Origin of the sequence: Massilia sp. TS11 (assembly GCF_022012445.1) — a bacterium.
GTDB lineage: Bacteria > Pseudomonadota > Gammaproteobacteria > Burkholderiales > Burkholderiaceae_D > Telluria.
The window spans coordinates 28,342-52,328 of sequence record NZ_JAKLTS010000016.1; the positions used below are offsets into that span (position 1 = coordinate 28,342).

At 67.2% G+C, this 23,987-nt stretch carries 26 protein-coding genes; 8 read left to right on the plus strand and 18 right to left on the minus strand.

Annotated elements, in window-relative coordinates:
* Positions 1 to 12 precede the first annotated feature (12 nt).
* Together pdxH and LZ005_RS18915 are read left to right on the plus strand one after the other, a co-directional pair.
* Positions 13 to 1,194: a pyridoxamine 5'-phosphate oxidase gene (gene pdxH / locus LZ005_RS18910; RefSeq protein ID WP_237810063.1), complete on the plus strand. Its 1,182-nt coding sequence runs from the start codon at positions 13 to 15 to the stop codon at positions 1,192 to 1,194.
* 39 nt (positions 1,195 to 1,233) lie between these two features.
* Positions 1,234 to 2,427, plus strand: a complete 1,194-nt coding sequence (locus tag LZ005_RS18915; protein WP_237810064.1) for a cyclopropane-fatty-acyl-phospholipid synthase family protein — start codon at positions 1,234 to 1,236, stop codon at positions 2,425 to 2,427.
* Here the strand turns inward: LZ005_RS18915 and LZ005_RS18920 are convergent.
* From LZ005_RS18920 to LZ005_RS18940, 5 genes are all read right to left on the minus strand, one after another.
* A complete protein-coding gene (locus tag LZ005_RS18920; protein WP_237810065.1) occupies positions 2,424 to 5,567 on the minus strand; it encodes a PAS domain S-box protein in 3,144 nt (1,047 codons plus the stop codon). The genes LZ005_RS18915 and LZ005_RS18920 overlap by 4 nt on opposite strands.
* A 3-nt stretch (positions 5,568 to 5,570) precedes the next feature.
* Positions 5,571 to 6,617 carry an HD domain-containing phosphohydrolase gene (locus LZ005_RS18925; protein WP_237810066.1) on the minus strand — a complete coding sequence of 349 codons (1,047 nt, stop codon included), beginning with the start codon at positions 6,615 to 6,617 and terminating at the stop codon, positions 5,571 to 5,573.
* A 30-nt stretch (positions 6,618 to 6,647) separates the two neighbouring features.
* A complete protein-coding gene (gene msrA, locus LZ005_RS18930) occupies positions 6,648 to 7,187 on the minus strand; it encodes a peptide-methionine (S)-S-oxide reductase MsrA (protein WP_237810067.1) in 540 nt (179 codons plus the stop codon).
* A gap of 94 nt (positions 7,188 to 7,281) precedes the next feature.
* Positions 7,282 to 8,052, minus strand: coding sequence for a type I methionyl aminopeptidase (gene map, locus LZ005_RS18935; RefSeq protein ID WP_237810068.1), 771 nt, complete (start codon positions 8,050 to 8,052; stop codon positions 7,282 to 7,284).
* Entirely contained in the window at positions 8,049 to 8,261 is a 213-nt protein-coding gene (locus LZ005_RS18940; RefSeq protein ID WP_237810069.1) for a ParD-like family protein, read from the minus strand. The genes map and LZ005_RS18940 overlap by 4 nt, the downstream gene beginning before the upstream one ends.
* A gap of 180 nt (positions 8,262 to 8,441) precedes the next feature.
* On the opposite strand from LZ005_RS18940, the gene LZ005_RS18945 reads away from it, so the two are divergent.
* Both LZ005_RS18945 and LZ005_RS18950 read left to right on the plus strand, forming a co-directional pair.
* Entirely contained in the window at positions 8,442 to 8,951 is a 510-nt protein-coding gene (locus LZ005_RS18945; protein WP_237810070.1) for a flavin reductase family protein, read from the plus strand.
* A 60-nt stretch (positions 8,952 to 9,011) separates the two neighbouring features.
* Positions 9,012 to 10,196 (plus strand): acyl-CoA dehydrogenase, encoded by a 1,185-nt coding sequence (locus tag LZ005_RS18950; protein WP_237810071.1) that lies wholly within the window; start codon positions 9,012 to 9,014, stop codon positions 10,194 to 10,196.
* An 11-nt stretch (positions 10,197 to 10,207) separates the two neighbouring features.
* Here the strand turns inward: LZ005_RS18950 and LZ005_RS18955 are convergent, their stop codons facing one another.
* The 12 genes from LZ005_RS18955 to LZ005_RS19010 form a co-directional block, all read right to left on the minus strand.
* Positions 10,208 to 10,471 carry a KTSC domain-containing protein gene (locus tag LZ005_RS18955; RefSeq protein WP_237810072.1) on the minus strand — a complete coding sequence of 88 codons (264 nt, stop codon included), beginning with the start codon at positions 10,469 to 10,471 and terminating at the stop codon, positions 10,208 to 10,210.
* A 76-nt stretch (positions 10,472 to 10,547) separates the two neighbouring features.
* The gene (locus tag LZ005_RS18960; protein WP_237810073.1) at positions 10,548 to 11,216 is read right to left on the minus strand and encodes an OmpW family protein; all 669 of its coding nucleotides are present in this window, start codon (positions 11,214 to 11,216) and stop codon (positions 10,548 to 10,550) included.
* A gap of 25 nt (positions 11,217 to 11,241) precedes the next feature.
* On the minus strand, positions 11,242 to 12,660 hold the full coding sequence (locus tag LZ005_RS18965) for an SGNH/GDSL hydrolase family protein (protein WP_237810074.1): 1,419 nt from the start codon (positions 12,658 to 12,660) through the stop codon (positions 11,242 to 11,244).
* Positions 12,661 to 12,797: 137 nt separating this feature from the next.
* On the minus strand, positions 12,798 to 14,276 hold the full coding sequence (locus LZ005_RS18970) for a S9 family peptidase (protein ID WP_237810075.1): 1,479 nt from the start codon (positions 14,274 to 14,276) through the stop codon (positions 12,798 to 12,800).
* A complete protein-coding gene (locus LZ005_RS18975) occupies positions 14,257 to 15,267 on the minus strand; it encodes an L-threonylcarbamoyladenylate synthase (protein WP_237810076.1) in 1,011 nt (336 codons plus the stop codon). The genes LZ005_RS18970 and LZ005_RS18975 overlap by 20 nt, the downstream gene beginning before the upstream one ends.
* A gap of 34 nt (positions 15,268 to 15,301) precedes the next feature.
* On the minus strand, positions 15,302 to 16,180 hold the full coding sequence (locus LZ005_RS18980) for a phosphoribosylaminoimidazolesuccinocarboxamide synthase (RefSeq protein WP_237810077.1): 879 nt from the start codon (positions 16,178 to 16,180) through the stop codon (positions 15,302 to 15,304).
* Position 16,181: 1 nt separating this feature from the next.
* A complete protein-coding gene (locus LZ005_RS18985; RefSeq protein WP_237810078.1) occupies positions 16,182 to 16,556 on the minus strand; it encodes a GFA family protein in 375 nt (124 codons plus the stop codon).
* 1 nt (position 16,557) lies between these two features.
* Positions 16,558 to 17,622 carry a class II fructose-bisphosphate aldolase gene (gene fba / locus LZ005_RS18990; RefSeq protein ID WP_237810079.1) on the minus strand — a complete coding sequence of 355 codons (1,065 nt, stop codon included), beginning with the start codon at positions 17,620 to 17,622 and terminating at the stop codon, positions 16,558 to 16,560.
* A gap of 36 nt (positions 17,623 to 17,658) precedes the next feature.
* Positions 17,659 to 19,107 (minus strand): pyruvate kinase, encoded by a 1,449-nt coding sequence (gene pyk, locus LZ005_RS18995; RefSeq protein ID WP_237810080.1) that lies wholly within the window; start codon positions 19,105 to 19,107, stop codon positions 17,659 to 17,661.
* Between the two features lie 46 nt (positions 19,108 to 19,153).
* Positions 19,154 to 20,350: a phosphoglycerate kinase gene (locus tag LZ005_RS19000; protein ID WP_237810081.1), complete on the minus strand. Its 1,197-nt coding sequence runs from the start codon at positions 20,348 to 20,350 to the stop codon at positions 19,154 to 19,156.
* A gap of 31 nt (positions 20,351 to 20,381) precedes the next feature.
* Positions 20,382 to 20,708 carry an AzlD domain-containing protein gene (locus LZ005_RS19005; protein ID WP_237810082.1) on the minus strand — a complete coding sequence of 109 codons (327 nt, stop codon included), beginning with the start codon at positions 20,706 to 20,708 and terminating at the stop codon, positions 20,382 to 20,384.
* Complete coding sequence (locus tag LZ005_RS19010; RefSeq protein WP_237810083.1) at positions 20,705 to 21,439, minus strand: AzlC family ABC transporter permease; 735 nt, start codon at positions 21,437 to 21,439, stop codon at positions 20,705 to 20,707. Before LZ005_RS19010 ends, LZ005_RS19005 begins: the two co-directional genes overlap by 4 nt.
* 106 nt (positions 21,440 to 21,545) lie before the next feature.
* On the opposite strand from LZ005_RS19010, the gene LZ005_RS19015 reads away from it, so the two are divergent.
* From LZ005_RS19015 to LZ005_RS19030, 4 genes are read left to right on the plus strand one after another with little or no spacing between them, the layout of a single operon-like run.
* Positions 21,546 to 21,740 carry a zinc-finger domain-containing protein gene (locus LZ005_RS19015; protein ID WP_237810084.1) on the plus strand — a complete coding sequence of 65 codons (195 nt, stop codon included), beginning with the start codon at positions 21,546 to 21,548 and terminating at the stop codon, positions 21,738 to 21,740.
* Positions 21,741 to 21,745: 5 nt separating this feature from the next.
* On the plus strand, positions 21,746 to 22,177 hold the full coding sequence (locus LZ005_RS19020; RefSeq protein ID WP_237810085.1) for a nuclear transport factor 2 family protein: 432 nt from the start codon (positions 21,746 to 21,748) through the stop codon (positions 22,175 to 22,177).
* 2 nt (positions 22,178 to 22,179) lie between these two features.
* Positions 22,180 to 23,118, plus strand: coding sequence for a YheT family hydrolase (locus LZ005_RS19025; protein ID WP_237810086.1), 939 nt, complete (start codon positions 22,180 to 22,182; stop codon positions 23,116 to 23,118).
* 1 nt (position 23,119) lies between these two features.
* Positions 23,120 to 23,710, plus strand: a complete 591-nt coding sequence (locus tag LZ005_RS19030) for a DUF2946 family protein (protein ID WP_237810087.1) — start codon at positions 23,120 to 23,122, stop codon at positions 23,708 to 23,710.
* Here the strand turns inward: LZ005_RS19030 and LZ005_RS19035 are convergent.
* Complete coding sequence (locus tag LZ005_RS19035; protein WP_237810088.1) at positions 23,707 to 23,985, minus strand: hypothetical protein; 279 nt, start codon at positions 23,983 to 23,985, stop codon at positions 23,707 to 23,709. The two genes, LZ005_RS19030 and LZ005_RS19035, sit on opposite strands and share 4 nt — an antisense overlap.
* Positions 23,986 to 23,987 lie beyond the last annotated feature (2 nt).

Here is a 23,987-nt window from a genome sequence, read left to right on the forward strand (position 1 = left end):
CGAAAGCCTGTCATGACCGCGTCCCTGATCGATACCGCGCCCGGCTTTGATGAGCCGCTGGCCGTCCTCAAGCATTGCCACGACCGCATCCGCAAACAAATGCAGACGCTCGAGCGCCTGCTGGCCCACCTGCCCGCCCACGGCGCCGACGCCGACGCCCAGAAGGCGGCCCAGGCGGTGCTCAATTATTTTGACAAAGGTGCCCCGCTGCACCACGAAGACGAAGAGCAGAACCTGATTCCGATGCTGCTGGCCACGGCCAATGGCGAGGACGCGGAAACCCTGGCGCGCCTGGTGCCGGCCCTGATCGAAGACCATTCGACCATGTTTGCCATCTGGCAGGACCTGCACGAGCAGCTCAAGGCCATCGCCGAGGGCAGCGCCACCTTCCTCAATCCGGCCGATGTGCGCCGCTTCGCCGAGACCTATGCGCGCCACATGGAGGTCGAGGAAACCCAGGTCACGCCGATGGCGCGCCGCCTGTTCAGCCCGGCTCAGCTCAAGGCCCTGGGCGAGGCCATGCAGCAGCGCCGCGGCATCGGCGCGCCGGCCTCGGGCCAGGCCCTGGCCGATCTGCGCCGCGACTACGGCCAGGCCAGCCTGTCCGAATCCGATGTGCTGGCCGACCCGATCGCCCAGTTCGCCAAGTGGTTCGACGAAGCCATCAAGGCCGAAGTCAACGAGCCGAACGCCATGGGCCTGTCCACGGTCGACGAGGACGGGCGCCCGCATTCGCGCATCGTGCTGATCAAGCAATTCGACGCGCGCGGCTTCACCTGGTACACGAATTACGCCAGCGATAAGGGACGGCAATTGCGCGCCCATCCGCACGCCGCCTTGCTATTCTTCTGGAGCGAACTGGAACGCCAGGTCCGCATTGAAGGAGACGTCGAACTGACTGCTGCCGAAGAAAGCGACAAGTACTTCCACAGCCGGCCCCTGAAAAGTCGGCTGGCGGCCCTGGCTTCCCACCAAAGCGACCCGATCGACAGCCGCGAGGCGCTCGAACGCGCCTACGCGGCGGTGGAAGCCCAGTACGGCGAAGCGCCGCCGCGCCCGGCACACTGGGGCGGCTACCGGCTCAAGCCGCGTCGCATCGAATTCTGGCAGGGGCGCCGTTCACGCTTCCACGACCGCATCGTCTACCTGCTGCAGCCGGACGGCAGCTGGCAGCGCGAGCGCCTGCAACCTTAAGCCGGCACGGGGCCGCCGTGGCTGGCAACGGAGGCCCCGATGTTCGAGCAAGTCCGCCTGCAACACTGGACGCGCCAGGTCCAGCGCCAGCTGGTGCTGCCATTACGCATTGAACTGTGGAACGGGCAGCAGATCGACCTGTCCCCGGCGCCGCCGCGCGTCACCCTGCGCATCCCGGCCCCGGCCGCCCTGCGCTATCTGTTCTCCCCTTCGCTCGACCAGCTCGGGCGCGCCTATGTCGAGGGCCTGATCGAGGTGCGCGGGCGCGCCGCCGACATGATCCAGATCGTGACCGAGCTGGCGCGCGCAAGCCTGCGTCCGGGGCGCAGCGTCACGCGCCTGCTGCGCCACACGCGCGCGCGCGACGCCGCCGCCATCCGCTACCACTACGATGTCTCGAACGATTTTTACGCGGCCTGGCTCGACCGCAACATGGTGTATTCCTGCGCCTATTTCGAGCATGGCGACGAGACCCTGGGCGCGGCCCAGCTGAAGAAAATCGACCACATCCTGGCCAAGATTGCCCTGCAGCCGGGGCAACGCCTGCTCGACGTCGGCTGCGGCTGGGGTGCGCTGGTGCTGCGCGCGGCCGAGCGCTATGGCGCGCGCTGCCTCGGCATCACCCTGTCCGAAAACCAGGCGGCACTGGCGCGCGCGCGCGTCGCCGAGGCCGGCCTCGGCCATCTGATCGAGATCCGCCTGCAGGACTACCGCGATGTGCGCGGCGAGTTTGAGCGCATCACCAGCGTCGGCATGTTCGAGCATGTGGGCCTGGCCAATCTGGCCAGCTATTTCGCCCACTTGCGCAGCCTGCTCGCGCCGGGCGGCATCATCATGAACCACGGCATCACCAGCACCAGTGTCGACGCCCGCGACGCGCCCTATGGCGGCGGGCGCTTCATCGACGAATACGTGTTCCCCCATGGCGAACTGGCCCATATCGGCACGGTGCTGCAGGCCATGCAGGAAGGCGGGCTCGAGGCGCGCGACGTGGAAAATCTGCGCCGCCACTACGCGCGCACCTGCAGCCTGTGGGCCGAGCGTTTCGAAGCGGCCGGCGAGCAGCTGCACAGCCTGGTCGATGCGCGCCGCTACCGCATCTGGCGCGTGTATCTGGCCGGCTGCGCGTATGCGTTCGCGCACGACTGGGTCAGCCTGTACCAGGTGGTGTGCGGGCGCGCCGGCGAAGGGCCCGAGGGCATGCCCTGGTCACGCCGCTACATGTACGCCTAAGCGGCGCCGTGCTCGGCGATCAGGGCGCGCAGGGCCGCATACACCTCGTCCAGCAGCGGGCCGAGCGTGGCCAGCTGGCCCAGCATGGCCGCGCTGTCGCCGGCGGCCAGGCTGCGCGCCAGCTGTTCGAGCGCATCCTGGGCCGGACCGGCGCCGAAATTGACGAGCACACCCTTGAGGCTATGCGCGGCGCGCTGGATGGCCTCGCGCTCGCCGCGCCGCACGGCCGCGGCCAGGGTCTCGAACAGGGCCGGGCCGTCGACCAGGAAGATGCCGGCCAGTTCAAGGAACAGATCGAGGTCGTCGTCGAGGCGCTTGAGCGCGCTCTGCCAGGCCAGCACCGGCTGCTGGGCGCCGGCGTCGAAGCGGCGCACCACGTCGCGCAGGCGGGCCGCGTCGATCGGCTTGGACAGATAGTCGTCCATGCCGGCCGCCAGGCAGCGCTCGCGGTCGCCCTGCATGGCGCGCGCCGTCATCGCCACAATCGGCACATGGGCGCCCTCGCCCTGGTCGGCCTCGCGCTGGCGGATATGACGCGCCACGCTCAGGCCGTCCAGGCCCGGCATCTGTACGTCGAGCAGAATCAGGTCGAAGCCGCCGGCCTGCGCATGTTCGAGCGCGGCCAGGCCATTGTCGACCAGGGTGATGTGGTGGCCCAGGCGTTCGAGCAGGCGCACGGCCAGGCGCTGGTTGACCGGATTGTCCTCGGCCAGCAGCACGCGCAGGCGCCAGGCCGCGTGCTCCTGGCTGCTGTAGACGGGCTCACGCGCGCAGCCGCCGGCCGCGCTGGCGCCCGGCAGCAAGGGCGCCAAGCTGGGCGGCTGGGCCGCATCTTCGTCGTCCGCCAGGGCCGCGCTGGGCGTCAGCGGCAGCGTGAAATAAAAGGTGCTGCCGCGCCCCGGTTCGCTGTCGACCAGCAGCTCGCCCTGCATCAGGATCACCAGGCGGCGGCTGATCGTCAGGCCGAGGCCGGTGCCGCCGTACTGGCGCGTGGTCGAGCCGTCGGCCTGGGCGAAGGCCTCGAAAATCAGGCGCTGCTTGTCGGCCGGGATGCCGATGCCGGTGTCGCGCACGGCGAAATGCAGGTCGACCCGGTGCGCCTGCACGCGCCCGACGGCCACGGTCAGCACGACCTCGCCCTGCTCGGTGAACTTGATCGCATTGCCCAGCAAGTTCAGCAGCACCTGGCGCAGGCGGCCCGGGTCGCCCTTGACGGCCGGCGGCAGGCCGCTGCCCAGTTCCAGCGCCAGGCGCAGGCCCTTCTGCTGGGCGCGCAGCTGCATGGCACGCACGCAGGCGTGGGCCAGGCGGGCCGGGTCGAAGGGAATGTCTTCGATGTCGAGCTTGCCCGCCTCGATCTTGGAGAAGTCGAGGATGTCGTTGACGATCGTCAGCAGGGCATCGGCCGAGGCCTTGACCAGGCCGATGTCCTCGCGCTGCTGGCCGCTGAGCTTGGATTCGAGCACCAGTTCGGTCATGCCGAGGATGCCGTTCATCGGGGTGCGGATTTCATGGCTCATATTGGCCAGGAATTCGCTCTTCGCGCGGCTGGCCGCTTCGGCCGATTCGATCGCGCGCTGCATGGCTTCGCGCGCCGCGCGCTGTTCGCTGATGTCGATCGCAAAGCCCAGCAGATAGCTCTCGCCGCCGCTGGTGATCACCACCCGGTTGACCAGCAGATCGATGGGCGGATCGACGAACTTCAGGCGCCGCTCGGCCGTGATCAGACGGCCCGTGCGCCAGGCTTCCTCGTCTTCGCGCGCCGTCATGGCGACCCAGCCGGGTGTGGCGAATTCTTCGATGCGGCGCCCCAGCATCTGCGCCTTGGGCAGCGGCGCCATCTGGCAGAACTGGCGGTTCAGGCGCACGAAGCGGCCGTCGCGGTCCTTGAGGAAGACCGGCAACGGCAGCTGGTCGAGAATCTGCTCGGTCAGCTCGCGCTGGCGCTGGGCTTCCAGCTCGGCCAGCTTGCGGGCGCTGATGTCCTGCAAGGTGCCGGCGATGCGCAGCGCGCGCTTGCCGCGCCAGGCGATCACCTTGCCGCGCAGGGCCGTGTAGCGCCAGGCCCCGCTGGCCGTGCGAAAACGCAGTTCGATGTCGAGCTCGGGCCGCTGCTGGCGCAGATGCTCCTTCAGATGCACATGCCAGGCCCAGGCGTCGTCCGGATGCATCTCGGCGCGCCAGTCGATGCCGCGCAGGCGCGGATCGTCGAGGCCGTAGCCGAGGCCGAGCAGCCAGGCCTCCTCGACATACGGCTGGGCCTCGTCCATATTCCAGTCCCACAGGCGGCTCTCGGCGCCCTTCAGGGCCTGGCGCAGGCGCTCCTCGCTGACGGCCAGCTGGTCCTGGGTCAGCTTCTGTTCGGTCACGTCGATCAGCGAACCGCTCATGCCGGTCACATTGCCGCGCTCGTCCTCGATGCGGCGCGCGTACACCTGCAGCCAGCGCTGGCCGCCGTCGTGCGTCCGGAAGCGCAGGGTCTGGCGAAAGTCGGCGCTGCGCTGCGACAGCAGGGCGATCAGGGCCTGCAGATGCTGCTGCTGGTCCTCGCCGAGGACAAAACCGAGGGCGCGCCGGCCCAGGCTGTCGACCACGGAAAAGCCGGTGATCGCTTCCCAGGCCGGGTTCAGATACACCCAGTGGCCGGCCAGATCGGTCTGGAACACGACCTCACGCAGGCTGTTCAGAATGCGGCGGTGATTCGCCTCGGCCTTGGCCAGGGCGCCGCGCGCCTGTTCGCGCTGCTGGACCAGGTGCTCGAGCAGATGGGTCAGGCGCAGCAGATCGGATTCGAAATCGTCGCTGGCCGGACGCGGCGGCAGCGGTGCGCCGTCGGCCAGGCGCTCGACCGAGGCCTGCAGCGACGCCAGAATCTCGCGCTGGCGCTCGGCCTCGGCGCGCAACTGGGCATTGGCGCCCATCAGTTCGGCCGAGGAGATGTCGAGCATGCGGGTGCGTACCTGCAGGTCGCGCTCGAACTGCTGGTAGCTCTGGTCGATCAGCTGGAGCAGCCTGACCACGCCATCGGCCAGGCCGTCGTCGCCGCGCGCGCGCAGCTCCTGGATGCGCTGGTACAGGTCGCGTTCGCTGGCCACGCCGAAGGCCTGGCGCAGCTGGCGGCCGAGCAGGCGGTGGCGCACGCTCTAGCCGCCTTCGGCCATGCCGTCCTGGAAGCGGGCGCGCACGGCCAGCACCTCGTCCCAGCGCGCCAGCAGCGCGTCGACGCAGACCGGATCGAAATGGCTGCCGCGGTTGTCGATCAGGTAGTCGCGCGCGGCCTCCAGGCTCCAGGCCTGCTTGTAGGGGCGCACGCTGGTCAGGGCATCGAACACATCGGCCACGGCGACGATGCGTCCGACCAGGGGAATCGCCTCCCCGGCCAGGCCCTGCGGATAGCCGTGGCCGTCGAAGCGCTCGTGGTGCGAATGGGCGATCACCGCGGCCAGACGCAGCATGCGCGCCTGGCTGTCCTTCAGGATGTCGTGGCCGATCTTGGCGTGCTGGCGCATGATCACCAGCTCGGCCTCGTCGAGCCGGCCGGGCTTGAGCAGAATGTGGTCGGGCGTGCCGACCTTGCCGATATCGTGCATCGGCGCGGCGTTCAGGATGTCCTCCCGCTCCTGGGCCGGCAGACCGAGCTGCTCGGCGATCAGGGCCGAATAGTGTGCCATGCGCTGGATGTGGGCGCCCGTTTCGGGGTCGCGGTATTCGGAGGCGCGGCACAGCAGCAGAATGGTTTCCTGTTCGCGCGCGCGCAATTCGTGGGTGGCCTTGGCCACTTCCTGGGCCAGCCAGACGGCGCGGTCCTGCAGGGCCAGGCTGGCGCGGCGCAGGGCCAGCATATTGCGCGTGCGCGCCAGGAATTCGACCTTGTCGACCGGCTTGGCCAGAAAATCGCTGGCCCCGTTTTCGAGCGCGCGGTGGCGCACTTCGACGTCCTGGCTGGCCGTGACCATCAGCACCGGCGGCAGTTCGCGCCCGTCGGCGCGCAGGCGCGCCATGAAGTCGAGCCCGTTCAGATCGGGCATCATGTAGTCGAGAATCAGGAGGTCGCACGGGTGCTGGCGGCACCAGTCGAGGGCGTCGTGCGCCGACTGGAAGCTGACGGTGCTGACACCGTCCAGTTTTTCGATGAGGCGCGACATCAACACCAGGTTGATGTGCGTGTCATCGACGATCACCACTTGCATGGTGCCCCTCGATCTTTATTCAGGATGAAACTATTTTAACCTGTCAGCAAAGGTTTTTCGGAACTTTGCCAGTTTCGGCGCCACCACGAAGGCGCAATAGCCCTGCATCGGGTGCTGGCGGAAATAGTTCTGGTGATAGGCCTCGGCCGGGTAGTACACGCCGGCCGGCTCGATCGTGGTGACGATGGGCGCATCCCAGACGGCGGCCATGCATTTGATGACGTCCTCGGCAATCGCCGCCTGTTCCGCATCCTGGGCGAAGATCACCGAGCGGTACTGGGTGCCGACATCATTGCCCTGGCGGTTCAGCGTGGTCGGGTCGTGGATGGTGAAGAAGATTTCGAGCAGCTCGCGGTAGCCGAGCACGGCCGGATCGAATACCAGCTTGACGACTTCCGCATGGCCGGTGGCGCCGCTGCACACGGCCTCATAACTGGGATCGGGCGTGTGCCCGCCCGCATAGCCAGACTCGACACTGACGACGCCGCGCAATTCCTGGAAGACGGCCTCCAGACACCAGAAGCATCCGCCGCCGAGAATCGCGGTTTTCGAATCGTGCTCGCTGCTCACCCCATGCTCTCCTTGGCTTGCCCGTGCCCGCAGGCGGGCACGCATCAACCCTATTCTAGCGCGTGTGGCCGCGCCCTTGCTGGCGCACGTGCAACTAGGCGCGCCCGCCGCCCTCGCCGGCGCGCAAGGTCAGCACTTTGACGCCCTGGCGCGTCACCAGCACCGTGTGCTCGAACTGGGCCGACAGCTGGCCGTCGCGCGTGACCACGGTCCAGCCGTCGGCCTCGGTGTAGACCTCGGCCGCGCCCTGGTTGATCATCGGCTCGATGGTGAAAGTCATGCCTTCGCGCAGCACCATGCCGGTGCCGGCGCGGCCCCAGTGCAGCACCTGGGGCTCTTCGTGCATCGCACGGCCGATGCCATGCCCGCAGTAGTCTTCGACCACGGTGTAGCCGTGCTTGTTGGCATGACGCTCGATCGCGTGGCCGATGTCGCCGAGGCGGCCGCCGGGACGCACGGCGCGGATGCCCTTCCACAGGGCCTCGTAGCTGACCTGGACCAGGCGCCGCGCGGCCGGGCTCACCTCGCCGACCAGATAGGTTTTGCTGGAGTCGGCGATGAAGCCGTTCTTTTCGAGCGTGATGTCGAAGTTGACGATATCGCCGCTGCACAGGATCTCGTCGGCGGCCGGCACGCCATGGCAGACCACCTGGTTGCGCGAGGCATTGAGCGCATAGGCAAAGCCGTACTGGCCCTTGCTGGCCGGGCGCGCCTTGAGCGTGTCGACGATGTAGCGTTCGACCAGATCATTGACCTGCAAGGTCGACAGGCCGATCAGCGGCTGCTGATCGAGGTGCTCGAACACGCGCGCCAGCAGTCGGCCGGACTCGGCCATCAGGGCGATTTCCTGGGGGCGCTTGATCATGAGGCGCTTTCGTGCAGGGCGCTGGTGTCGACCCCGGCGCCGCGCATCTCGCGCACGAGCAGTTCGTTGAAGCTCAGGGTCGGGTTCATTTCGCACAGCATGCCGATCTTGATCCAGAACGCCGCCTGGGCATTGATCGAGCGGCAGGCCACGGCGCTCGCCCGGCGCAGCTGCTCATGCAGTTCGGCGTCGATGTTCACAATGCCCATGGCATCCCCTCACAATATATTAAACATATACGTTCCATATATGCAGTATAGCATGCGGAGCGCGCCCTTGTTGCGCGCGCCCGTGGTGCGCCCTGCCCGCCCGGCGCACAATCGGCGCAGCGCTTTCCCGGGCTTTCCCAGAGGAGTTTTGGCATAATGACGAAAAGTCCTTGTTTTCCCATGAATACCAGTTCCCCGCGCGCCACTGAACCCAGCTTTGACTCTGTGCAATTTCGCAGGGCCCTGGGCCAATTTGCCACTGGCGTCACGGTCATCACCACCCGCCTGGCCGACGGCAGCTACCGCGGCCTGACGGCCAGCTCCTTCAACTCGGTGTCGCTGACGCCGCCGCTGGTGCTGTGGAGCCTGGGCGCGGCCGCCAACAGCCTGCCGATTTTCAGCGGCAATTCGCATTACGTGATCAATGTGCTCAGCGCTGAGCAGGCCCATCTGGCCGAGCGCTTCGCGCGCCGCAGCGACAATCCGTTCGGCGACCTGGCCTTCCGCCTGTCGCGCACCGGCCTGCCGATCATCGAGGGCGCCGCCGCCTGGTTCGAATGCCATAACCGCAGCCAGTATCCGGAGGGCGACCACGTGATTTTCGTGGGCGAGGTCGAGGCCTGCGGCTATGCCAGCCAGCCCGCCCTTTTATTTCATAATGGTCAATTTTCGAGCACGCCGATGCGGTAAAATGCGCGCTTTGACCTCGGTGGTCTATACAAATACATTCGACAGAGACAGGAAATTTTCATGAGCAAAGCCAAAGCCCAATTCCACTGGGACGACCCGCTGCTGCTGGATGCCCAGCTCAGCGATGACGAGCGCATGGTGCGCGATGCCGCCGCCGCCTACTGCCAGGACAAGCTGCAGCCGCGCGTGCTGGAAGCCTTCCGCCACGAGCGCATGGACAGCAGCATCTTCCGCGAAATGGGTGAACTTGGCCTGCTCGGCCCGACGATTCCGGAACAGTACGGCGGTCCCGGCCTCAACTACGTGGCCTATGGCCTGATCGCGCGCGAAGTCGAGCGCGTCGACTCCGGCTACCGCTCGATGATGAGCGTCCAGTCCTCGCTGGTGATGGTGCCGATCTATGAATTCGGCAATGAAGCGACCAAACAGAAATACCTGCCCAAACTGGCCAGCGGCGAATGGATCGGCTGCTTCGGCCTGACCGAGCCCAACCACGGTTCCGACCCGGCCTCGATGGTCACGCGCGCGCGCAAGGTCGAGGGCGGCTACAGCCTGACCGGCAGCAAGATGTGGATCACCAATTCGCCGGTGGCCGATGTCTTCGTGGTCTGGGCCAAGGACGATGAAGGCGCGATCCGCGGTTTCGTGCTCGAGAAGGGCTGGAAGGGTCTGTCGGCCCCGGCCATCCACGGCAAGTTCGGCCTGCGCGCCTCGATCACCGGCGAAATCGTGATGGACAATGTGTTCGTGCCGGAAGAGAACGCCTTCCCCGAGGTGCGCGGTCTGAAGGGCCCGTTCACCTGCCTGAACTCGGCCCGCTATGGCATCGCCTGGGGCGCGCTCGGCGCCGCCGAAGCCTGCTTCCACACGGCACGCCGGTACACGATGGACCGCCAGCAGTTCGGCCGTCCGCTGGCCGCCAACCAGCTGATCCAGAAGAAGCTGGCCGACATGGAAACCGAAATCGCGCTCGGCCTGCAGGGCTGCCTGCGCCTGGGCCGCATGAAGGACGAAGGCACGGCCGCGGTCGAAATCACCTCGATCATGAAGCGCAATTCCTGCGGCAAGGCGCTCGACATCGCCCGCGCGGCGCGCGACATGCTCGGCGGGAATGGCATCAGCGACGAGTTCGGCATCATCCGCCACATGGTCAACCTCGAGGTGGTCAACACCTACGAAGGCACGCACGACATCCACGCCCTGATCCTGGGCCGTGCGATCACCGGCATCGCCGCCTTCTCCTGAGCGGCCGGCGCCTAGTCCCCGGGCGCCTTGAACAAGTCCTCGAGCGCAGCGCGCGTGCTCTTTTCCTGCACGCGGCTGCGCTGGCCGGCAAATTCCTCTTCGATATTGTCGCGATAGAAGCTCCAGGGCGCACCCGCGTTGGCGAAGCGCCGCCACAGCTCGGCCCCGACATTGCTGTAGTCCAGCGCCGTACCGTCATCGAATTCGACGCGCAGCACGCGCGTGCGCGCCTCGTAGCCGATCGCGCGCAGCTTGCCGGCGTTAATCTTCTTCATCTCCATGCTGTCTCCCAGGCATAAAAAAACCCGCCGGGCCGGTGGGCCGCGGCGGGTTCGATGCTAACAGACGCGCTTAGAACTTGTAGCCGATGGCGAGCTTGATGCTCACCGGGTCGAGCTTCATGTCCTGGATCTGGCCGGTCGAGAAGTGCACCATGGTCTTGAGCTTGGTCTTGGTGGTCGACATGTCGAGGAAATACTTGTCGGTCAAGGCCACCGAGACGCCGATCTGCATCGTGTAGGTGAACTTATTATCGATCTTGAAGGTCGTCGGCGGGCCGCCCGGATTGGTGATCGCGGTCAGCTGGCCGGAACCGGTCGCCTTCTGGAAGCGCGCATAGGTCGCGCCCAGGCCGAGGTAGGGACGCACGCGGGCATTGGCGTCGAAGAAGTGGTACTGGGCGAACAGGGTCGGCGGCAGGGCCTCGACCGTGCCGACCTTGCCGGTGCCGGCGATCGCACCGGCGCCCACCAGCTCATGCTTGTAGGGCATGCCGAGCGCGAATTCGGCCTGGATGTTATCGGTCACGGCGTAGTTGAAGATCAGCACAGGCTCGGTGTCCTTGCCCACATCACCCTTGGTGTGCGGCAGGGCCGGGGCGCTGATGTCGCCCGACTCCACTTTCGGCGTGATCTGGTTGGCACCGACCTGGATCGCCCAGTTGCCGGCCGTCTGGGCCGAGGCAGCGCTCGCGGCAGTCAGCGCCACAGCGGCTGCCAGCAGTTTCAAACTGAATTTCATCGTGTCTCCTTGTTCTTCTGGTGGATTACAGCCAGCCGCGGGCAATCATCTGCTGGGCCACATAGCGGGCGATCAGCAGGTTCTCGAAAGGCGTCGGGTGGACGTCGTCCGCGAACATGTAATGGCTCACGTCACCGGAGACCAGGGTCTTGCCATTGCAACCGAGCGAGGTGGTGCCGAGCGGATTGCTGCCGCAGGCCGGGCTCGTCGTGTTGGTCAGGCCGTAGGGGCCGGGGTTGGTGATCTGGTCGTGGCTGATCGAATACAGGTCGACCAGCATGATCTTCGATTCGCCGTTCAGACCGCTGGCCAGGGCCTGGTTGAAGGCGTCGACCATGGCCTTGATCAGGGCCTGGGTGTTGGCGTCCTGCGCCTTGCCAGCCGGGGCATTGCCCAGGTCCGGCAGGTTGTTCACCACCACATAGTTGGCGCCGTTGCCGACGATCTGGGTCTTGACCAGGGCCGCCAGTTCAGCACCGGCCTGGGCCATGGCGGGCACCAGTTTCGGACCGTTCACGGCCAGGTAGTCAGCGGCGGCCTTCTGGCCGGCGGCATTGCCGGCGGCGGTACCGGCGGCGGTGGCATCGGCCTGGGCCTTGGCAACCATCGGACCGTAGACGGCCGGATCGGCCACTTTGGCATTGCCCGGCTGGATCGCGGCGGCGCCGACGGCGGCAGCCACGACGCTCTGGTCGGTGTGGCCGGCGCGCGCCGATTCGGTCGCGATGGCGGTGCCGATCGCCTGGGCGGCGGTGGCCGGGTTGGTGGCGCCCGAAGCCAGCAGCGTGGTCAGGGTGGTAGCAAAGGTCTGCGCACCGGCGGCGGCGCCGGCGGCGGCGCCAGCAGTCTGGCCGGCCTTGGTGGCGCCGGCCGACAGTTCGCCCAGGCCTTCGAGCGCATCATTGCCGCCGGCCATCACGAACACGATTTCATCGCCTTTGAATTTGCCGCCCACGGCTTTCAGGTGATTCGCCACCTGGGTCACGACGGGCACGGTCAGCTGGCCGATCGGCGAGCCGGTCAGTTTATTGCCGGGGCCGACCGGATTGGTCACGCGCGCGCCGCCCTGGGCATAGCTGTAGCAGCCGGCATAGGTCTTGACGGGCACTGCGAAGCCTTTGCTGGCGTCGCCGTCGAGGCCGGTCATGGCCGGGCACGGGGCCGGCAGGCCGAACTGGGCAGCCAGCAGCTCGGTCCAGTTCTTGCCGGTCAGGGCCGCGTTGGTGGCGGTATTGTCGCCATTGATCGTGTAGCGGCCGCCGCCGATGGCAGCGACGGTACCGACGGCATAGGTGCCGAGGTCGGACAGGGAGTCGCCGAACGACACCTGGGCCGAGAATTTGGTTTTCAGGGTTTGGTCGCCGCCTTTGCTGCCGGTACCGCCGCCGCAAGCGGCCAGTACGGCGGAGGCAAGCAGGGCCAGCGCGAACTTAGTATTGCGCATTGTGTCTCCTAGAGTGAAATGTTCTTGTAAGGGCGAATCGAACGGGCGTGCTATTCGCTACACGACTACTATGCCACCCTTCCGCCCCCCTGTATAGCGCAGCATTTAACTTTTCGTCAGTTCCCCGCAACAGCCATTCAGGGGGCTGCGTACTGGGCGAGAAAATCGCGCGCCGCCAGCAGGCAGAAGGGCGGCACCAGGCCCGCGTGGTAGTTGGCGGCCACCGCTTCGGCCGGCGATTCGCCGCGGCTCAGGGCGTTCAGACGCAGCGCCAGCTTGGCCGCGGCAAAGCCGCTGCGCGCCGTTTTGTAATCGCTGCCGAGGCCCGGCACATCGTCGACATTGAGCAGCACCAGGCGGCTGGCCGGCACGCCGGCCGCGCTGTAGGCGGCCTGGGCCGCGAGGGCATTCGCCCACGGCACGGTCGGATCGCCCTCGCCGCCGCACAGCATCAGCGGCGTGGCCGGCACATGGGTGCGCAGATCATTGCGCCACAGCCAGCGGCGCAGGGCCTGGCCGGGCGCGCAGGCGGCCAGGCTGGTGCAGGGCTGGGCGGCGCGGTCGGCCAGCACGGCGGCGCGGTAGGCGCTGCGCACCAGATTGCCGGCGCCAAAGCCATACGTGGCCAGCTGCGGCTGGGAATCGGCGGCGAACAGGGCGCTGGCCGGCAGGCGGCCGCCGCTGACCAGCTGCTCCAGGTCGGTCGTGCTCGGCAGCAGGCTGTCGATGCCGGCCGCATAGGCGGCCTCGTACATCTCGTCCGGGTTCGCATACGGGGCGGCGCCGGCATGCACGGCCGCGCCCGTCAGCAGCGGCAGGAAGCCGGTGGCGCTGCGCGTGGGCGTGCCGGCGAAGATCGCGTCACCCATCTGCAGCAGCGCATACGGGCCCGACATGGCGGCCACGGCGGCCGCGGTGAATTCGCCCGCATAGCGCGTCTGCAGGGCGCGCTGGGTGGCGACGGCCACATGTCCGCCCTGCGAATAGCCGGCCAGCAGCAGGCGGCCATTGTCGGCCGTGGCCAGCGCGGCCCAGCTGCTGCGCGCGGCGCGCAGGGCATCGACCAGATCGTCGGCCTGCTGGCCGGCATCGAGGTAGGGATGGTAGCTGAGCGCCGAACCGGCATAGCCCGCGTAGTTGGGCGCCACCACCAGATAGCCCTGGGCCGCGTACATGGCCGCGACCAGGGCCGCCTCCTTGAACTTATCGAGGCGGGCCATGTCGAAGTTTTTATCGAAGCTGGTGGCGTGGGCGTACAGCAGCAGCGGGCGCGGGCCGCTGCAGGGCGCGCCGCTACCGCTGGGCACGTACACGGCGGCGCTGGCCTCGGTGGCTTCCTGCTGGCTGCCCAGGGTGCGGTAGCGCAGCGTGTACACCTGGATGCCGCAGGCCGGTTCGCCCGTAATGCTGGTGGTGCCCGACTGCGCGCTGTTCACGGCGCTGGCCAGGGCGCTGGCCGAAAAACCGGCCACCAGGCTGGGCGCCAGCACGAGGCTGCCGCGCGCGGGCGGCGGCGGGGTCGGCGCCTGGGTGGCCGGGCTGCTGCCGCCGCCGCCGCCGCAGGCGCTCAGCAGGGCCGCCAGGGCCAGCAGGGTCTTAGCCGGCCACGTGCGCATTGAGTAAGCCGTGCACGATGCCGCTGGAGCCATGCGCGGCGCGGCGCAGGCGGTCGTTCACGCCCAGCCAGTCGCCATCGGTCGGCGGGGCTTCCACGAGGATCAGTTCGGCGCCGCTGTGGTCCATCGTGCGCAGGGCCGCATACAGGGCGTGGGCAAAGCCGTCCGGGCGCGCCGGCAGGGCCAGGCTGGCATGCAGGCCGCTAGCGTCCATGTCGCCCATATGGATCAGGGCCAGGCGGCGTCCGGCCGCGCGCAGGCGCGCCAGTGTCTCGACCAGCTGCGCGCGCGGCTGCATGGCCACCGGCGTATGCGGCGCATAGTGCGAGGCCAGCGTGCCCGAGGCGCGCGGCGCGGCCGCATCGGGGGCGACCGGCAGCTGGCCGATCACGGCCGCAATCGCCTGCGGGCTGATGTGGCCCGGGCGCAGCAGCACCGGCCCATGCGTGTCCAGGCGCGACAGATCGACAATCGTCGACTCGATGCCGACTGCGCACGAGCCGCCGTCGAGCACCATGCCCACCGTGCCATCGGCATCGAATTCCTCGTGCACATGGGCGGCCGTGGTCGGGCTCACGTGGCCGAATTTATTCGCCGACGGCGCGGCCACGCCGCCGCCAAAGGCCGTCAGCAGGGCAATCGCCAGCGGATGGGCCGGGCAGCGCAGGCCGACCGTGTCCTGCCCGCCCGACACCGCATCGGGAATGCGCGCATGGCGTTTCAGAATCAGGGTCAGGGGCCCGGGCCAGAACGCGGCCGCCAGGGCCGTGGCCTCGGGCGGGACTGCCGCCGCCCAGTAGTCGAGCGCGGCGCCGGGCGCCAGGTGCACGATCACCGGGTGGTCCTGCGGGCGGCCCTTGGCCGCGTAGATGCGCGCCACCGCGGCCGGGTCCTCGGCATTGGCGCCAAGCCCGTACACAGTTTCAGTCGGAAAAGCGACCAGGCCACCCTGCTGGAGGATGGCCACGGCGCGCGCGAGATCGTCGTTCATACTTCGCGGAAAAATGGGGTCTGACCCCAATTTGTCAGGTGGTCAACAGACGCAGGGCTTCGGCGTACTTGGCCGAGGTCTGGTCGAGCACGTCCTGGGGCACGCGCGGGGCCGGCGCCTGCTTGTTCCAGGGCTGGCTTTCGAGCCAGTCGCGCACGAACTGCTTGTCGAAGGACGGCGGCGACATGCCGATCTGGTAGCTCGACATCGGCCAGAAGCGCGAGCTGTCCGGCGTCAGGATTTCGTCGATCAGGTGCACCACGCCATGGGCGTCGAGACCGAATTCGAACTTGGTGTCGGCGATAATGATGCCCTTGGTCGCGGCAAACTCGGCGGCCTTGGTGTAGAGGGCGATCGCGTAGTCGCGCACCTGGCGCGCCACCTCGGCGCCGACGATCTTCTCGGCTTCTTCAAACGAAATGTTCTCGTCGTGCTGGCCGCTCGGGGCCTTGGTCGACGGGGTGAACAGCACCTGCGGCAGCTTCTCGGCTTCGCGCAGGCCGGCCGGCAGGGCGATGCCGCACACGGCGCCGGTCTTCTGGTAATCCTTCCAGCCCGAACCGATCAGATAGCCGCGCACGATGGCCTCGATGCCGAGCGGCTGAAATTTCTTGACGACGATGGCACGCCCGGCCACCTGGTCGCGCTCCTCGGGCGCCACCACGTCTTCGGGGGCGATGCCGGTTTCATGGTTGGGCATCATGTCGCCGAATTTCTTGAACCAGAAATTCGACATCGCGGTCAGGATCTTGCCCTTGTTCGGGATCGGATCGTCGAGGATCACGTCGAAGGCCGACAGGCGGTCGGTCTGGATGACCAGCAGCTTGTCCTCGCCGACGGCGTAGATATCGCGCACCTTGCCACGATGCAGGAAGGGCAGCGACTTCAGATGGGTTTCGAGAATGCCAGACATATTATTCCTTGTTGAGTGCGCCCATCCAGCTGGGCTTGCTTTCCAGATGCAGCAGCGTGCTGACCTCGCCGTCCCAGGGATCGTCGAAGGTGCCGGGCGTGACGGCGATGCGCTCGGCATGCGCGTCCGACTGCCAGCTCAGGCTGGAACCGCAATGGGCGCAGAATGCGCGCTGTACACCGGGCGAGGAGCGGTAGACCTTGACGGCCTCCGCGCCCGCCGTGTAGCGGAAATCGGCGCTGGCCACGTTCACGTAGGAACCGGCGGCGGCGCCGTGCTGCTTCTGGCACATGGTGCAGTAGCAGTGGCTGGCCTTGCTGACCGGGCCACTGATCGTGTAGCGCACCACGCCGCACAGGCAGCTTCCGCGGATCATCTTAGTTGACCACCTGGGCCAGTTCGCCCTTGGTGTAACGCTCGGCCATTTTTTCCAGCGGCAGCGGTTTGATCTGGCTGGCGCGGCCTTCGCAACCGAAGGCGAGGAAGCGGGCCTTGCAGATTTCCATGGCGGCGGCGCGGGCCGGCTTCAGGTAGTCGCGCGGGTCGAACTTGGACGGGTTCTCGAACAGGTATTTGCGGATCGCGGCCGTCATGGCCAGGCGGATATCGGTGTCGATATTCACCTTGCGCACGCCGTGGCGGATGCCTTCCTGGATTTCCTCGACCGGCACGCCATAGGTTTCCTTCATGTCGCCGCCGAATTCGCGGATGATGGCCAGCAGTTCCTGCGGCACCGAGGACGAACCGTGCATGACCAGGTGGGTGTTCGGGATGCGCGCGTGGATTTCCTTGATGCGGTCGATGGCGAGGATGTCGCCGGTCGGCTTGCGCGAGAATTTGTAGGCGCCGTGCGAGGTGCCGATGGCGATCGCCAGCGCGTCGCACTGGGTCTGCTTGACGAAGTCGGCCGCCTGGTTGACGTCAGTCAGCAGCTGCTCGCGGGTCATGGTGCCGTCGGCGCCGTGGCCGTCTTCCTTGTCGCCCTTCATGGTTTCGAGCGAACCGAGCACGCCCAGTTCGGCCTCGACCGTGACGCCGATCGCATGCGAAAACTTGACGACTTCACGCGAGACGTCGACGTTGTACTCGTAGGAGGCGACGCTCTTGCCGTCGGCCATCAGCGAGCCGTCCATCATCACCGAGGTGAAGCCCGAACGGATCGCGGCCATGCACACGGCCGGCGACTGGCCATGGTCCTGGTGCATGACGACGGGGATGTGCGGATAGGCTTCGACGGCGGCGTCGATCAGGTGGCGCAGGAAGGCTTCGCCGGCATATTTGCGGGCGCCGGCCGAGGCCTGCATGATCACCGGGCTGTTGACGGCGTTGGCCGCTTCCATGATGGCCTGGACCTGTTCCAGATTATTGACGTTGAATGCCGGCAGGCCATAGCCGTTTTCTGCAGCATGGTCCAGCAGTTGACGCATAGATACGAGTGCCATAAGAGACTCCTAAGTAGTAAAAACCGGTCGTCTGGCTCAGCTGAACTCGCCAACGCGCACGATCTTCAGCGCATTGGTGCCGCCCACCTGGCCCATGGGTTCGCCCCAGGTGACCACGATACGGTCGCCTTTCTGAACGATGCCCCGTTCGATCAACAATTCTTCAGCCTGCTGCAGCACGAGGGCGCTGTCGGCGCCCTGCTGCAGATTGTAGGCGCGCACATTGCGGTACAGCGAGACCTTGCGCTGGGTGCCGGTCGAGGGCGTCAGCGCATAGATCGGGGTGTCGATGCTGTGCCGGCTCATCCACAGTGCCGTCGAGCCCGACTCGGTCAGGGCGACGATGGCCTTCACCTGCAGATGGTGGGCCGTGAACAGGGCGCCATAGGCGATCGACTGGTCGATGCGGGTGAAGCGGGTGTTGAGGAAGTCCGCATCGAGCTTGTTGTATTCGGATTGTTCGGCGTCCAGGCAGATGGCGGCCATCATCTCGACCGTCTCGATCGGGTACTTGCCCGAGGCCGTTTCGGCCGAGGCCATCACGGCGTCGGTGCCGTCCAGCACGGCATTGGCCACGTCCGAGACTTCGGCGCGCGTCGGCACCGCATTGACGATCATCGACTCCATCATCTGGGTGGCGGTGATGGCCAGCTTATTGTTTTCGCGCGCCATGCGGATCATGCGCTTTTGCAGGGCCGGCACGGCCGCGTTGCCGACTTCCACGGCCAGGTCGCCGCGCGCGACCATGATGCCGTCGGAGGCGTCGAGGATTTCCTGCAGGGCCGGAATCGCCTCGGCCCGTTCGATCTTGGCAATCATCATCGGCTTGTGGCCATAGGCCTCGCCGGCGATATTGGCCAGCTGGCGCGCCATTTCCATATCGGTCGCGCTCTTCGGGAAGGAGATCGCCAGGTAGTCGCACTGGAAGCTCATGGCGACCTTGATGTCCTCCATGTCCTTGGCCGTCAGGGCCGGGGCCGACAGACCGCCGCCCTGGCGGTTGATGCCCTTGTTGTTGGACAGCTCGCCGCCGATGCGCACCACGGTGTGGATCTCGCTGCCCTGCACGCTGCTGACGTCGAGCACGATCAGGCCGTCGTTGAGCAGCAGGGTGTCGCCCGGCTTGACGTCGCGCGGCAGGCCTTTGTAGTCGAGGCCGACACGCTCATCGTTGCCCAGCTCGCCGTTCTCGCCCCAGCGCGCATCGAGGATGAAGGGGGCGCCCTTGACCAGCTCGACCTTGCCGTTCTCGAACTTGCCCACGCGGATCTTCGGCCCCTGCATATCGGCCATGATCGCCACTTCCTTGCCGCACTCGGCCGCGGCCTTGCGCACCAGGGCGGCGCGCTCGATATGGTCCTGGGCCTTGCCGTGCGAGAAGTTCAGGCGCACCACGTCCACGCCGGCGCGGATCATCCGGGTCAGAATGCCGAGGTCGGTGGAAGCGGGGCCGATGGTGGCGACGATCTTGGTTGCGCGAGCCATTGTTTTCCTTCAAGTGAAAAGCGCAGCGAGGACGCTGCGCTTGGGTTTATTGGGCGTGACGCTGGAGCAGGATATCGACGGCCGGCAGCACTTTCCCCTCGAGGAATTCGAGGAAGGCGCCGCCCCCGGTCGAGATATAGCCGACCCGGTCGGCGATGCCGTACTTGGCGATCGCAGCCAGGGTGTCGCCGCCGCCGGCGATCGAGAAGCCGTTCGACTCGGCAATGGCCAGGGCCAGGGTCTTGGTGCCTTCGCCGAACTGGTCGAATTCGAACACGCCGACCGGACCGTTCCAGACGATGGTGCCCGAGGTCTTGATCAGGGCGGCCAGGCGGGCCGCCGTCTGCGGGCCGATGTCGAGAATCATGTCGTCGTCGGCCACGTCGGCCACGGCTTTGATGGTGGCCGTGGCGCTGGCCGAGAATTCCTTGGCGCACACCACATCGGTCGGGATCGGCACATCGGCGCCGCGCGCGCGCATCATGGCGATGATGGCCTTGGCTTCCTCGACCAGATCGGCCTCGGCCAGCGACTTGCCGATCTTCAGGCCGGCGGCCAGCATGAAGGTGTTGGCGATGCCGCCGCCGACGATCAGCTGGTCGACCTTGTCGGCCAGGGACTTGAGGATCGAGAGCTTGGTCGACACCTTGGAGCCGGCCACGATGGCCGTCAGCGGACGGGCCGGATTGCCGAGCGCCTTGCCGAGCGCGTCGAGCTCGGCGGCCAGCAGCGGGCCGGCGCAGGCGACCGGCGCGAACTTGGCGATGCCGTGGGTGGTGGCTTCGGCGCGGTGGGCGGTGCCGAAAGCGTCGTTGACGTAGATGTCGCACAGCTTGGCCATCTTCTGGGCCAGTTCATCGCTGTTTTTCTTTTCGCCCTTGTTCACGCGGCAGTTTTCCAGCAGCACCACCTGACCCGGGGCCACGTCCACGCCATCGACCCAGTTCTGCACCAGCGTCACCGGTTGGCCCAGCAGCTCGCTCATGCGGGCGGCGATCGGGGCCAGGCTGTCTTCGGGCTTGAATTCGCCCTCGGTCGGGCGGCCCAGGTGGGAGGTGAGCATCACGGCGGCGCCAGCGCCGAGCGCGGCTTTCACGGCCGGCACCGAGGCGCGGATGCGCGTATCTTCGGTGATCTTGCCGTTATCGTCCTGCGGGACGTTCAGGTCGGCACGGATGAACACGCGCTTGCCTTGCAGCGCGCCTTGGTCAATCAGGTCTTGCAGACGGGTGAAATTGAGCATGGCTTTGAGGCGATGGGAAAAGGCCCATATTTTACCCCAAGCTCAGTCGCAACACGGTAAAACTTAGCATTCCGAAAACGATCGTCTGCAACATGTCGCGCCGCAGCAAATAGAAGGCAATCGCGGCCACGCCAGCGAGCAATTTGGCATTGTGCAGGCTGAAGGAAAACTGGGCGCCCGTGCCCAGCATATCGGGCGCGACGATGGCCGCCAGCGCACAGGCCGGCGCATAGCGCAGCACTTCCTGCACGCGCGGCGGCAGATTGATGTGGTGGCCCACCAGCCAGAAGCCGGCGCGCGTGATGGCCGTGGCGCAGGCCATGGCGCAGATGGTGATCCAGATCTCGAGTGCGCTCATCGGTGTTTGGCCTTCCAGGCGGCGCCCATTTCCTCGGCCAGCATGGCCGTCAGCATGCCCACCAGCACCGCCGCCAGCATGCCGAGTTTATAGGGCAGGCCGGCCGCCAGAATCGACACAGCGGCCGCCACCAGCACGCCCAGCAGGGCCGGCCGGCTGGCCGTCAGCGGCACCAGAATGCACAGGATGGCCAGGCTGCCAGCGAACTCCAGGCCCCAGGCGCTGGGCACGACGGCGCCGAGCAGGATGCCGACGATCGAGCCGCTCTGCCAGGCCGCCCAGTTCGGCCACAGCAGGCCTTTCAGGAAGGACAGCTTGCCGGGGGCCGGGGCCTCCTCCGGATAGCGCTGCAGGAACAGGGCCACCGAGAAGTCGCCCGAGGAATAGCCGTACAGCAGGCGCTGGCGCCAGGGCAGATGGGCGAAATGGGGCGCCATCAGCACCGAGAAAATGACGAAGCGCAGATTGACGACGAGGGCCGTGACGAACACCACCCAGACCGGGGCGCCGGCCGCGATCAGGGGCAGCGAGGCCAGCTGGGCCGAGCCGGCGAAGGTCAGCAGGGTCATGCCCAGGGCCTGCGGCACGCTCAGCCCGCTCTTGATCATGGCCACGCCGACCACCAGACCCCAGGCGCAGATACCAAACAGCGACGGCAGTCCGACCTTGAGGGCGGCGCGGTAGGCGTCCGGATCGGGAATATCGCTGAGGTGGGTAGGCGGGCTCGACATGGCTGTGGATGAAGCGTGGAAGCAACATTGTAGCGGGCTTGGACAAAGCGCGTGGCCCAATGCTTTAGAATCATGCTTTTCCCATTGGATTGCTTTCGGAGACTCAATGAGCACGACCCCGACCGCCGCCGTCGAACTCGACGGCAAGGACCTGCCCGCCTACTGCCCCAACCCGGCCATGCCGCTGTGGTCCGGCCATCCCAAGGTCTTCCTCGACTTTGACCACCACGGCCAGGCCAAATGCCCGTACTGCGGCACCGTCTACCAGCTCAAGCCGGGCGTGTCGGCCGGGCACCACTGACGCCCATGGCCGAGAAGCGCCGCAAGCACAATAACGGCTCGCCGCAGGAGGTCGAAACGGCCTTCTACGATGCGATCAACCGCGGCGACGTGGCCGCGCTGATGGCGCTCTGGGCCGACGACGAAGAGATCGTCTGCATCCACCCGGGCGGGCCGCGCCTGCACGGGCATGCCGAGATCCAGGCCTCGTGGGAAGCGATTCTGTCCCATGGCGGCCTGGACATCCATCCCTCGGCCCTGCACGAGACCCATAATCTGATGGCCTCGGTGCACACGGTGATCGAAGGCGCGACCCTGGCCAGCGGCGAACCGAACTATCTGGTCGCCACCAATGTCTACCACAAGACGCCCAAAGGCTGGCGGCTGGTGCTGCACCATGCCTCTGTGGCGCCCGGCAATGCGCCAGCCTTGCCGAACATGCCAGCCATCCTGCACTGACCATGCACTACACCCAGCCCGTGTGGCTGCCGGGCGGACATCTGCAAACCATCGTCCCGGCACTCTGGAGCCGCAAGCCGCGCCTGCACTACCGGCGCGAGCGCTGGGACACGCCCGATGCCGACTTCATCGATGTCGACTTCATCGACGCCGCCGCCGGCCAGCCGCTGGTGGTGCTGTTCCACGGGCTCGAGGGCTCGTCCGACAGCCACTACGCGCGCGCCCTGATGGCGGCCGTGCAGGCGCGCGGCTGGGCCGGGGCGGTGCCGCATTTCCGCGGCTGCTCGGGCGAACTCAACCGTGCGCCGCGCTTCTACCATTCGGGCGATGCGCGCGAAATCGACTGGATCCTGCGGCGCCTGGCCGCGCGCGCCAGCGGCCCCGTGTACGCGTGCGGCGTCTCGCTCGGCGGCAATGCCCTGCTGCGCTGGCTCGGCGAGGAAGGCAGCGGCGCCGGCTTCGTGCGCGCGGCCTGCGCCGTCTCGGCCCCGCTCGACCTGGCCGCGGGCGGGGCGGCCCTGTCGTCCGGCTTCAACCGCCTGTACACGCGCATGTTCCTGCAGACGCTCAAGCCCAAGTGCCTGGCCAAGCTGCAGCAGTATCCGGGCCTGTTCGACCGCCAGGCCCTGCTGGCCGCGCGCGACCTGTATGCCTTCGATAATGTGGTGACGGCGCCGCTGCACGGCTACCGCAACACGGACGACTACTGGGACCGCGCCAGCGCCAAGCATGTGCTGCCCGACATCACCGTGCCGACCCTCGTGCTCAATGCCCGCAACGACCCGTTTCTGCCCGGCGTACACCTGCCGCGCCATGCCTCGGCCGCGGTGACGCTCGATTATCCCGAACATGGCGGCCATGTCGGCTTTGCCGTCGGCGGCCTGCCGGGCCGGCTCGACTGGCTGCCGCAGCGCCTGCTGCATTTCCTCGACCACGCTTGATATGGATGAGATCGTCAAACAGGCCATGGCCAAATGGCCGAATGTGCCCCACTGCTACGGCTGGCTGGCGCTCGATGCGCGCGGCCACTGGCGCATGCGCGATGAGCGCGCCCAGCAGCTGAAACTGCCCGGCGACAAGCTGAGCAACCCAGCCCTGGTCGGCTTCATCAACCGCAATTATCTGGCCGACGCGCGCGGCTGCTGGTATTTTCAGAACGGCCCCCAGCGCGTGTATGTGGCGCTGGAAACCACGCCCTTCGTGGCGCGCACCGATCCCGAGGCCGGTCTGCTGCTGCACACGGGCGAGCCGGCCGGTCCGCTCGACTGGGCCGGCCTGACCGAGATTGGCGAGGTGCTGGTGCGGGCCGGCGGCCGCCTGGCCCAGATCGACGACCGCGACGTCGCCAGCCTGCTCGGCCTGCTACGCCTGGAGGGCGCGCCGCTGGCCGACGATGGCCTGCTCGACTGGCTGGCCGCGCCGCGTGGCCGGCTGCAGCTGACGGTCGCCGGCCAGACCCTGGAGGTGGAAGCGCTCGAGCGGGCCAGCCTGCCGGCCCGCTTCGGCTATGTGCAACACCCGCAGCCTGCTTAGCCTTTCTTGGCGTCGGCCTCGCACTTCTTCATGAAGGCGTTCTTGGCGGCGCCGGCCAGGGCCTTGCCGTTCTTGTCGATGGCCTTGGCTTCGCAGCTCGGGGCCGGCGCGGCCGCCTTGGCCTCGGCTTCGCACTTCTTCATGAACGAATTTTTGGCGGCGCCGGCCAGCGGCTTGCCATTCTTGCCGACCGCCTTGGCGGCGCAATCGTCTTCGGCGAAGGCGATATTGGTGGCGAACAGGGCGGCGATGGCGACGGCGATGAATTTCTGCATGA

What these genes read in the sequence shown, in the direction of transcription:
- LZ005_RS19035 (WP_237810088.1), bottom strand. Translation starts at nt 23,985, where the DNA reads ATGCAGAAATTCATCGCCGTCGCCATCGCCGCCCTGTTCGCCACCAAT.
- LZ005_RS18950 (WP_237810071.1), top strand. Translation starts at nt 9,012, where the DNA reads ATGAGCAAAGCCAAAGCCCAATTCCACTGGGACGACCCGCTGCTGCTG.
- LZ005_RS18985 (WP_237810078.1), bottom strand. Translation starts at nt 16,556, where the DNA reads ATGATCCGCGGAAGCTGCCTGTGCGGCGTGGTGCGCTACACGATCAGT.
- LZ005_RS18980 (WP_237810077.1), bottom strand. Translation starts at nt 16,180, where the DNA reads ATGTCTGGCATTCTCGAAACCCATCTGAAGTCGCTGCCCTTCCTGCAT.
- LZ005_RS18955 (WP_237810072.1), bottom strand. Translation starts at nt 10,471, where the DNA reads ATGAAGAAGATTAACGCCGGCAAGCTGCGCGCGATCGGCTACGAGGCG.
- LZ005_RS18925 (WP_237810066.1), bottom strand. Translation starts at nt 6,617, where the DNA reads ATGCAAGTGGTGATCGTCGATGACACGCACATCAACCTGGTGTTGATG.
- LZ005_RS19000 (WP_237810081.1), bottom strand. Translation starts at nt 20,350, where the DNA reads ATGCTCAATTTCACCCGTCTGCAAGACCTGATTGACCAAGGCGCGCTG.
- map (WP_237810068.1), bottom strand. Translation starts at nt 8,052, where the DNA reads ATGATCAAGCGCCCCCAGGAAATCGCCCTGATGGCCGAGTCCGGCCGA.
- LZ005_RS18975 (WP_237810076.1), bottom strand. Translation starts at nt 15,267, where the DNA reads ATGAACGACGATCTCGCGCGCGCCGTGGCCATCCTCCAGCAGGGTGGC.
- LZ005_RS19030 (WP_237810087.1), top strand. Translation starts at nt 23,120, where the DNA reads ATGGATGAGATCGTCAAACAGGCCATGGCCAAATGGCCGAATGTGCCC.
- LZ005_RS18940 (WP_237810069.1), bottom strand. Translation starts at nt 8,261, where the DNA reads ATGGGCATTGTGAACATCGACGCCGAACTGCATGAGCAGCTGCGCCGG.
- LZ005_RS19025 (WP_237810086.1), top strand. Translation starts at nt 22,180, where the DNA reads ATGCACTACACCCAGCCCGTGTGGCTGCCGGGCGGACATCTGCAAACC.
- LZ005_RS19005 (WP_237810082.1), bottom strand. Translation starts at nt 20,708, where the DNA reads ATGAGCGCACTCGAGATCTGGATCACCATCTGCGCCATGGCCTGCGCC.
- LZ005_RS18915 (WP_237810064.1), top strand. Translation starts at nt 1,234, where the DNA reads ATGTTCGAGCAAGTCCGCCTGCAACACTGGACGCGCCAGGTCCAGCGC.
- LZ005_RS18970 (WP_237810075.1), bottom strand. Translation starts at nt 14,276, where the DNA reads ATGCGCACGTGGCCGGCTAAGACCCTGCTGGCCCTGGCGGCCCTGCTG.
- LZ005_RS19015 (WP_237810084.1), top strand. Translation starts at nt 21,546, where the DNA reads ATGAGCACGACCCCGACCGCCGCCGTCGAACTCGACGGCAAGGACCTG.
- LZ005_RS18960 (WP_237810073.1), bottom strand. Translation starts at nt 11,216, where the DNA reads ATGAAATTCAGTTTGAAACTGCTGGCAGCCGCTGTGGCGCTGACTGCC.
- fba (WP_237810079.1), bottom strand. Translation starts at nt 17,622, where the DNA reads ATGGCACTCGTATCTATGCGTCAACTGCTGGACCATGCTGCAGAAAAC.
- pdxH (WP_237810063.1), top strand. Translation starts at nt 13, where the DNA reads ATGACCGCGTCCCTGATCGATACCGCGCCCGGCTTTGATGAGCCGCTG.
- LZ005_RS18965 (WP_237810074.1), bottom strand. Translation starts at nt 12,660, where the DNA reads ATGCGCAATACTAAGTTCGCGCTGGCCCTGCTTGCCTCCGCCGTACTG.
- pyk (WP_237810080.1), bottom strand. Translation starts at nt 19,107, where the DNA reads ATGGCTCGCGCAACCAAGATCGTCGCCACCATCGGCCCCGCTTCCACC.
- LZ005_RS19020 (WP_237810085.1), top strand. Translation starts at nt 21,746, where the DNA reads ATGGCCGAGAAGCGCCGCAAGCACAATAACGGCTCGCCGCAGGAGGTC.
- LZ005_RS18945 (WP_237810070.1), top strand. Translation starts at nt 8,442, where the DNA reads ATGAATACCAGTTCCCCGCGCGCCACTGAACCCAGCTTTGACTCTGTG.
- LZ005_RS19010 (WP_237810083.1), bottom strand. Translation starts at nt 21,439, where the DNA reads ATGTCGAGCCCGCCTACCCACCTCAGCGATATTCCCGATCCGGACGCC.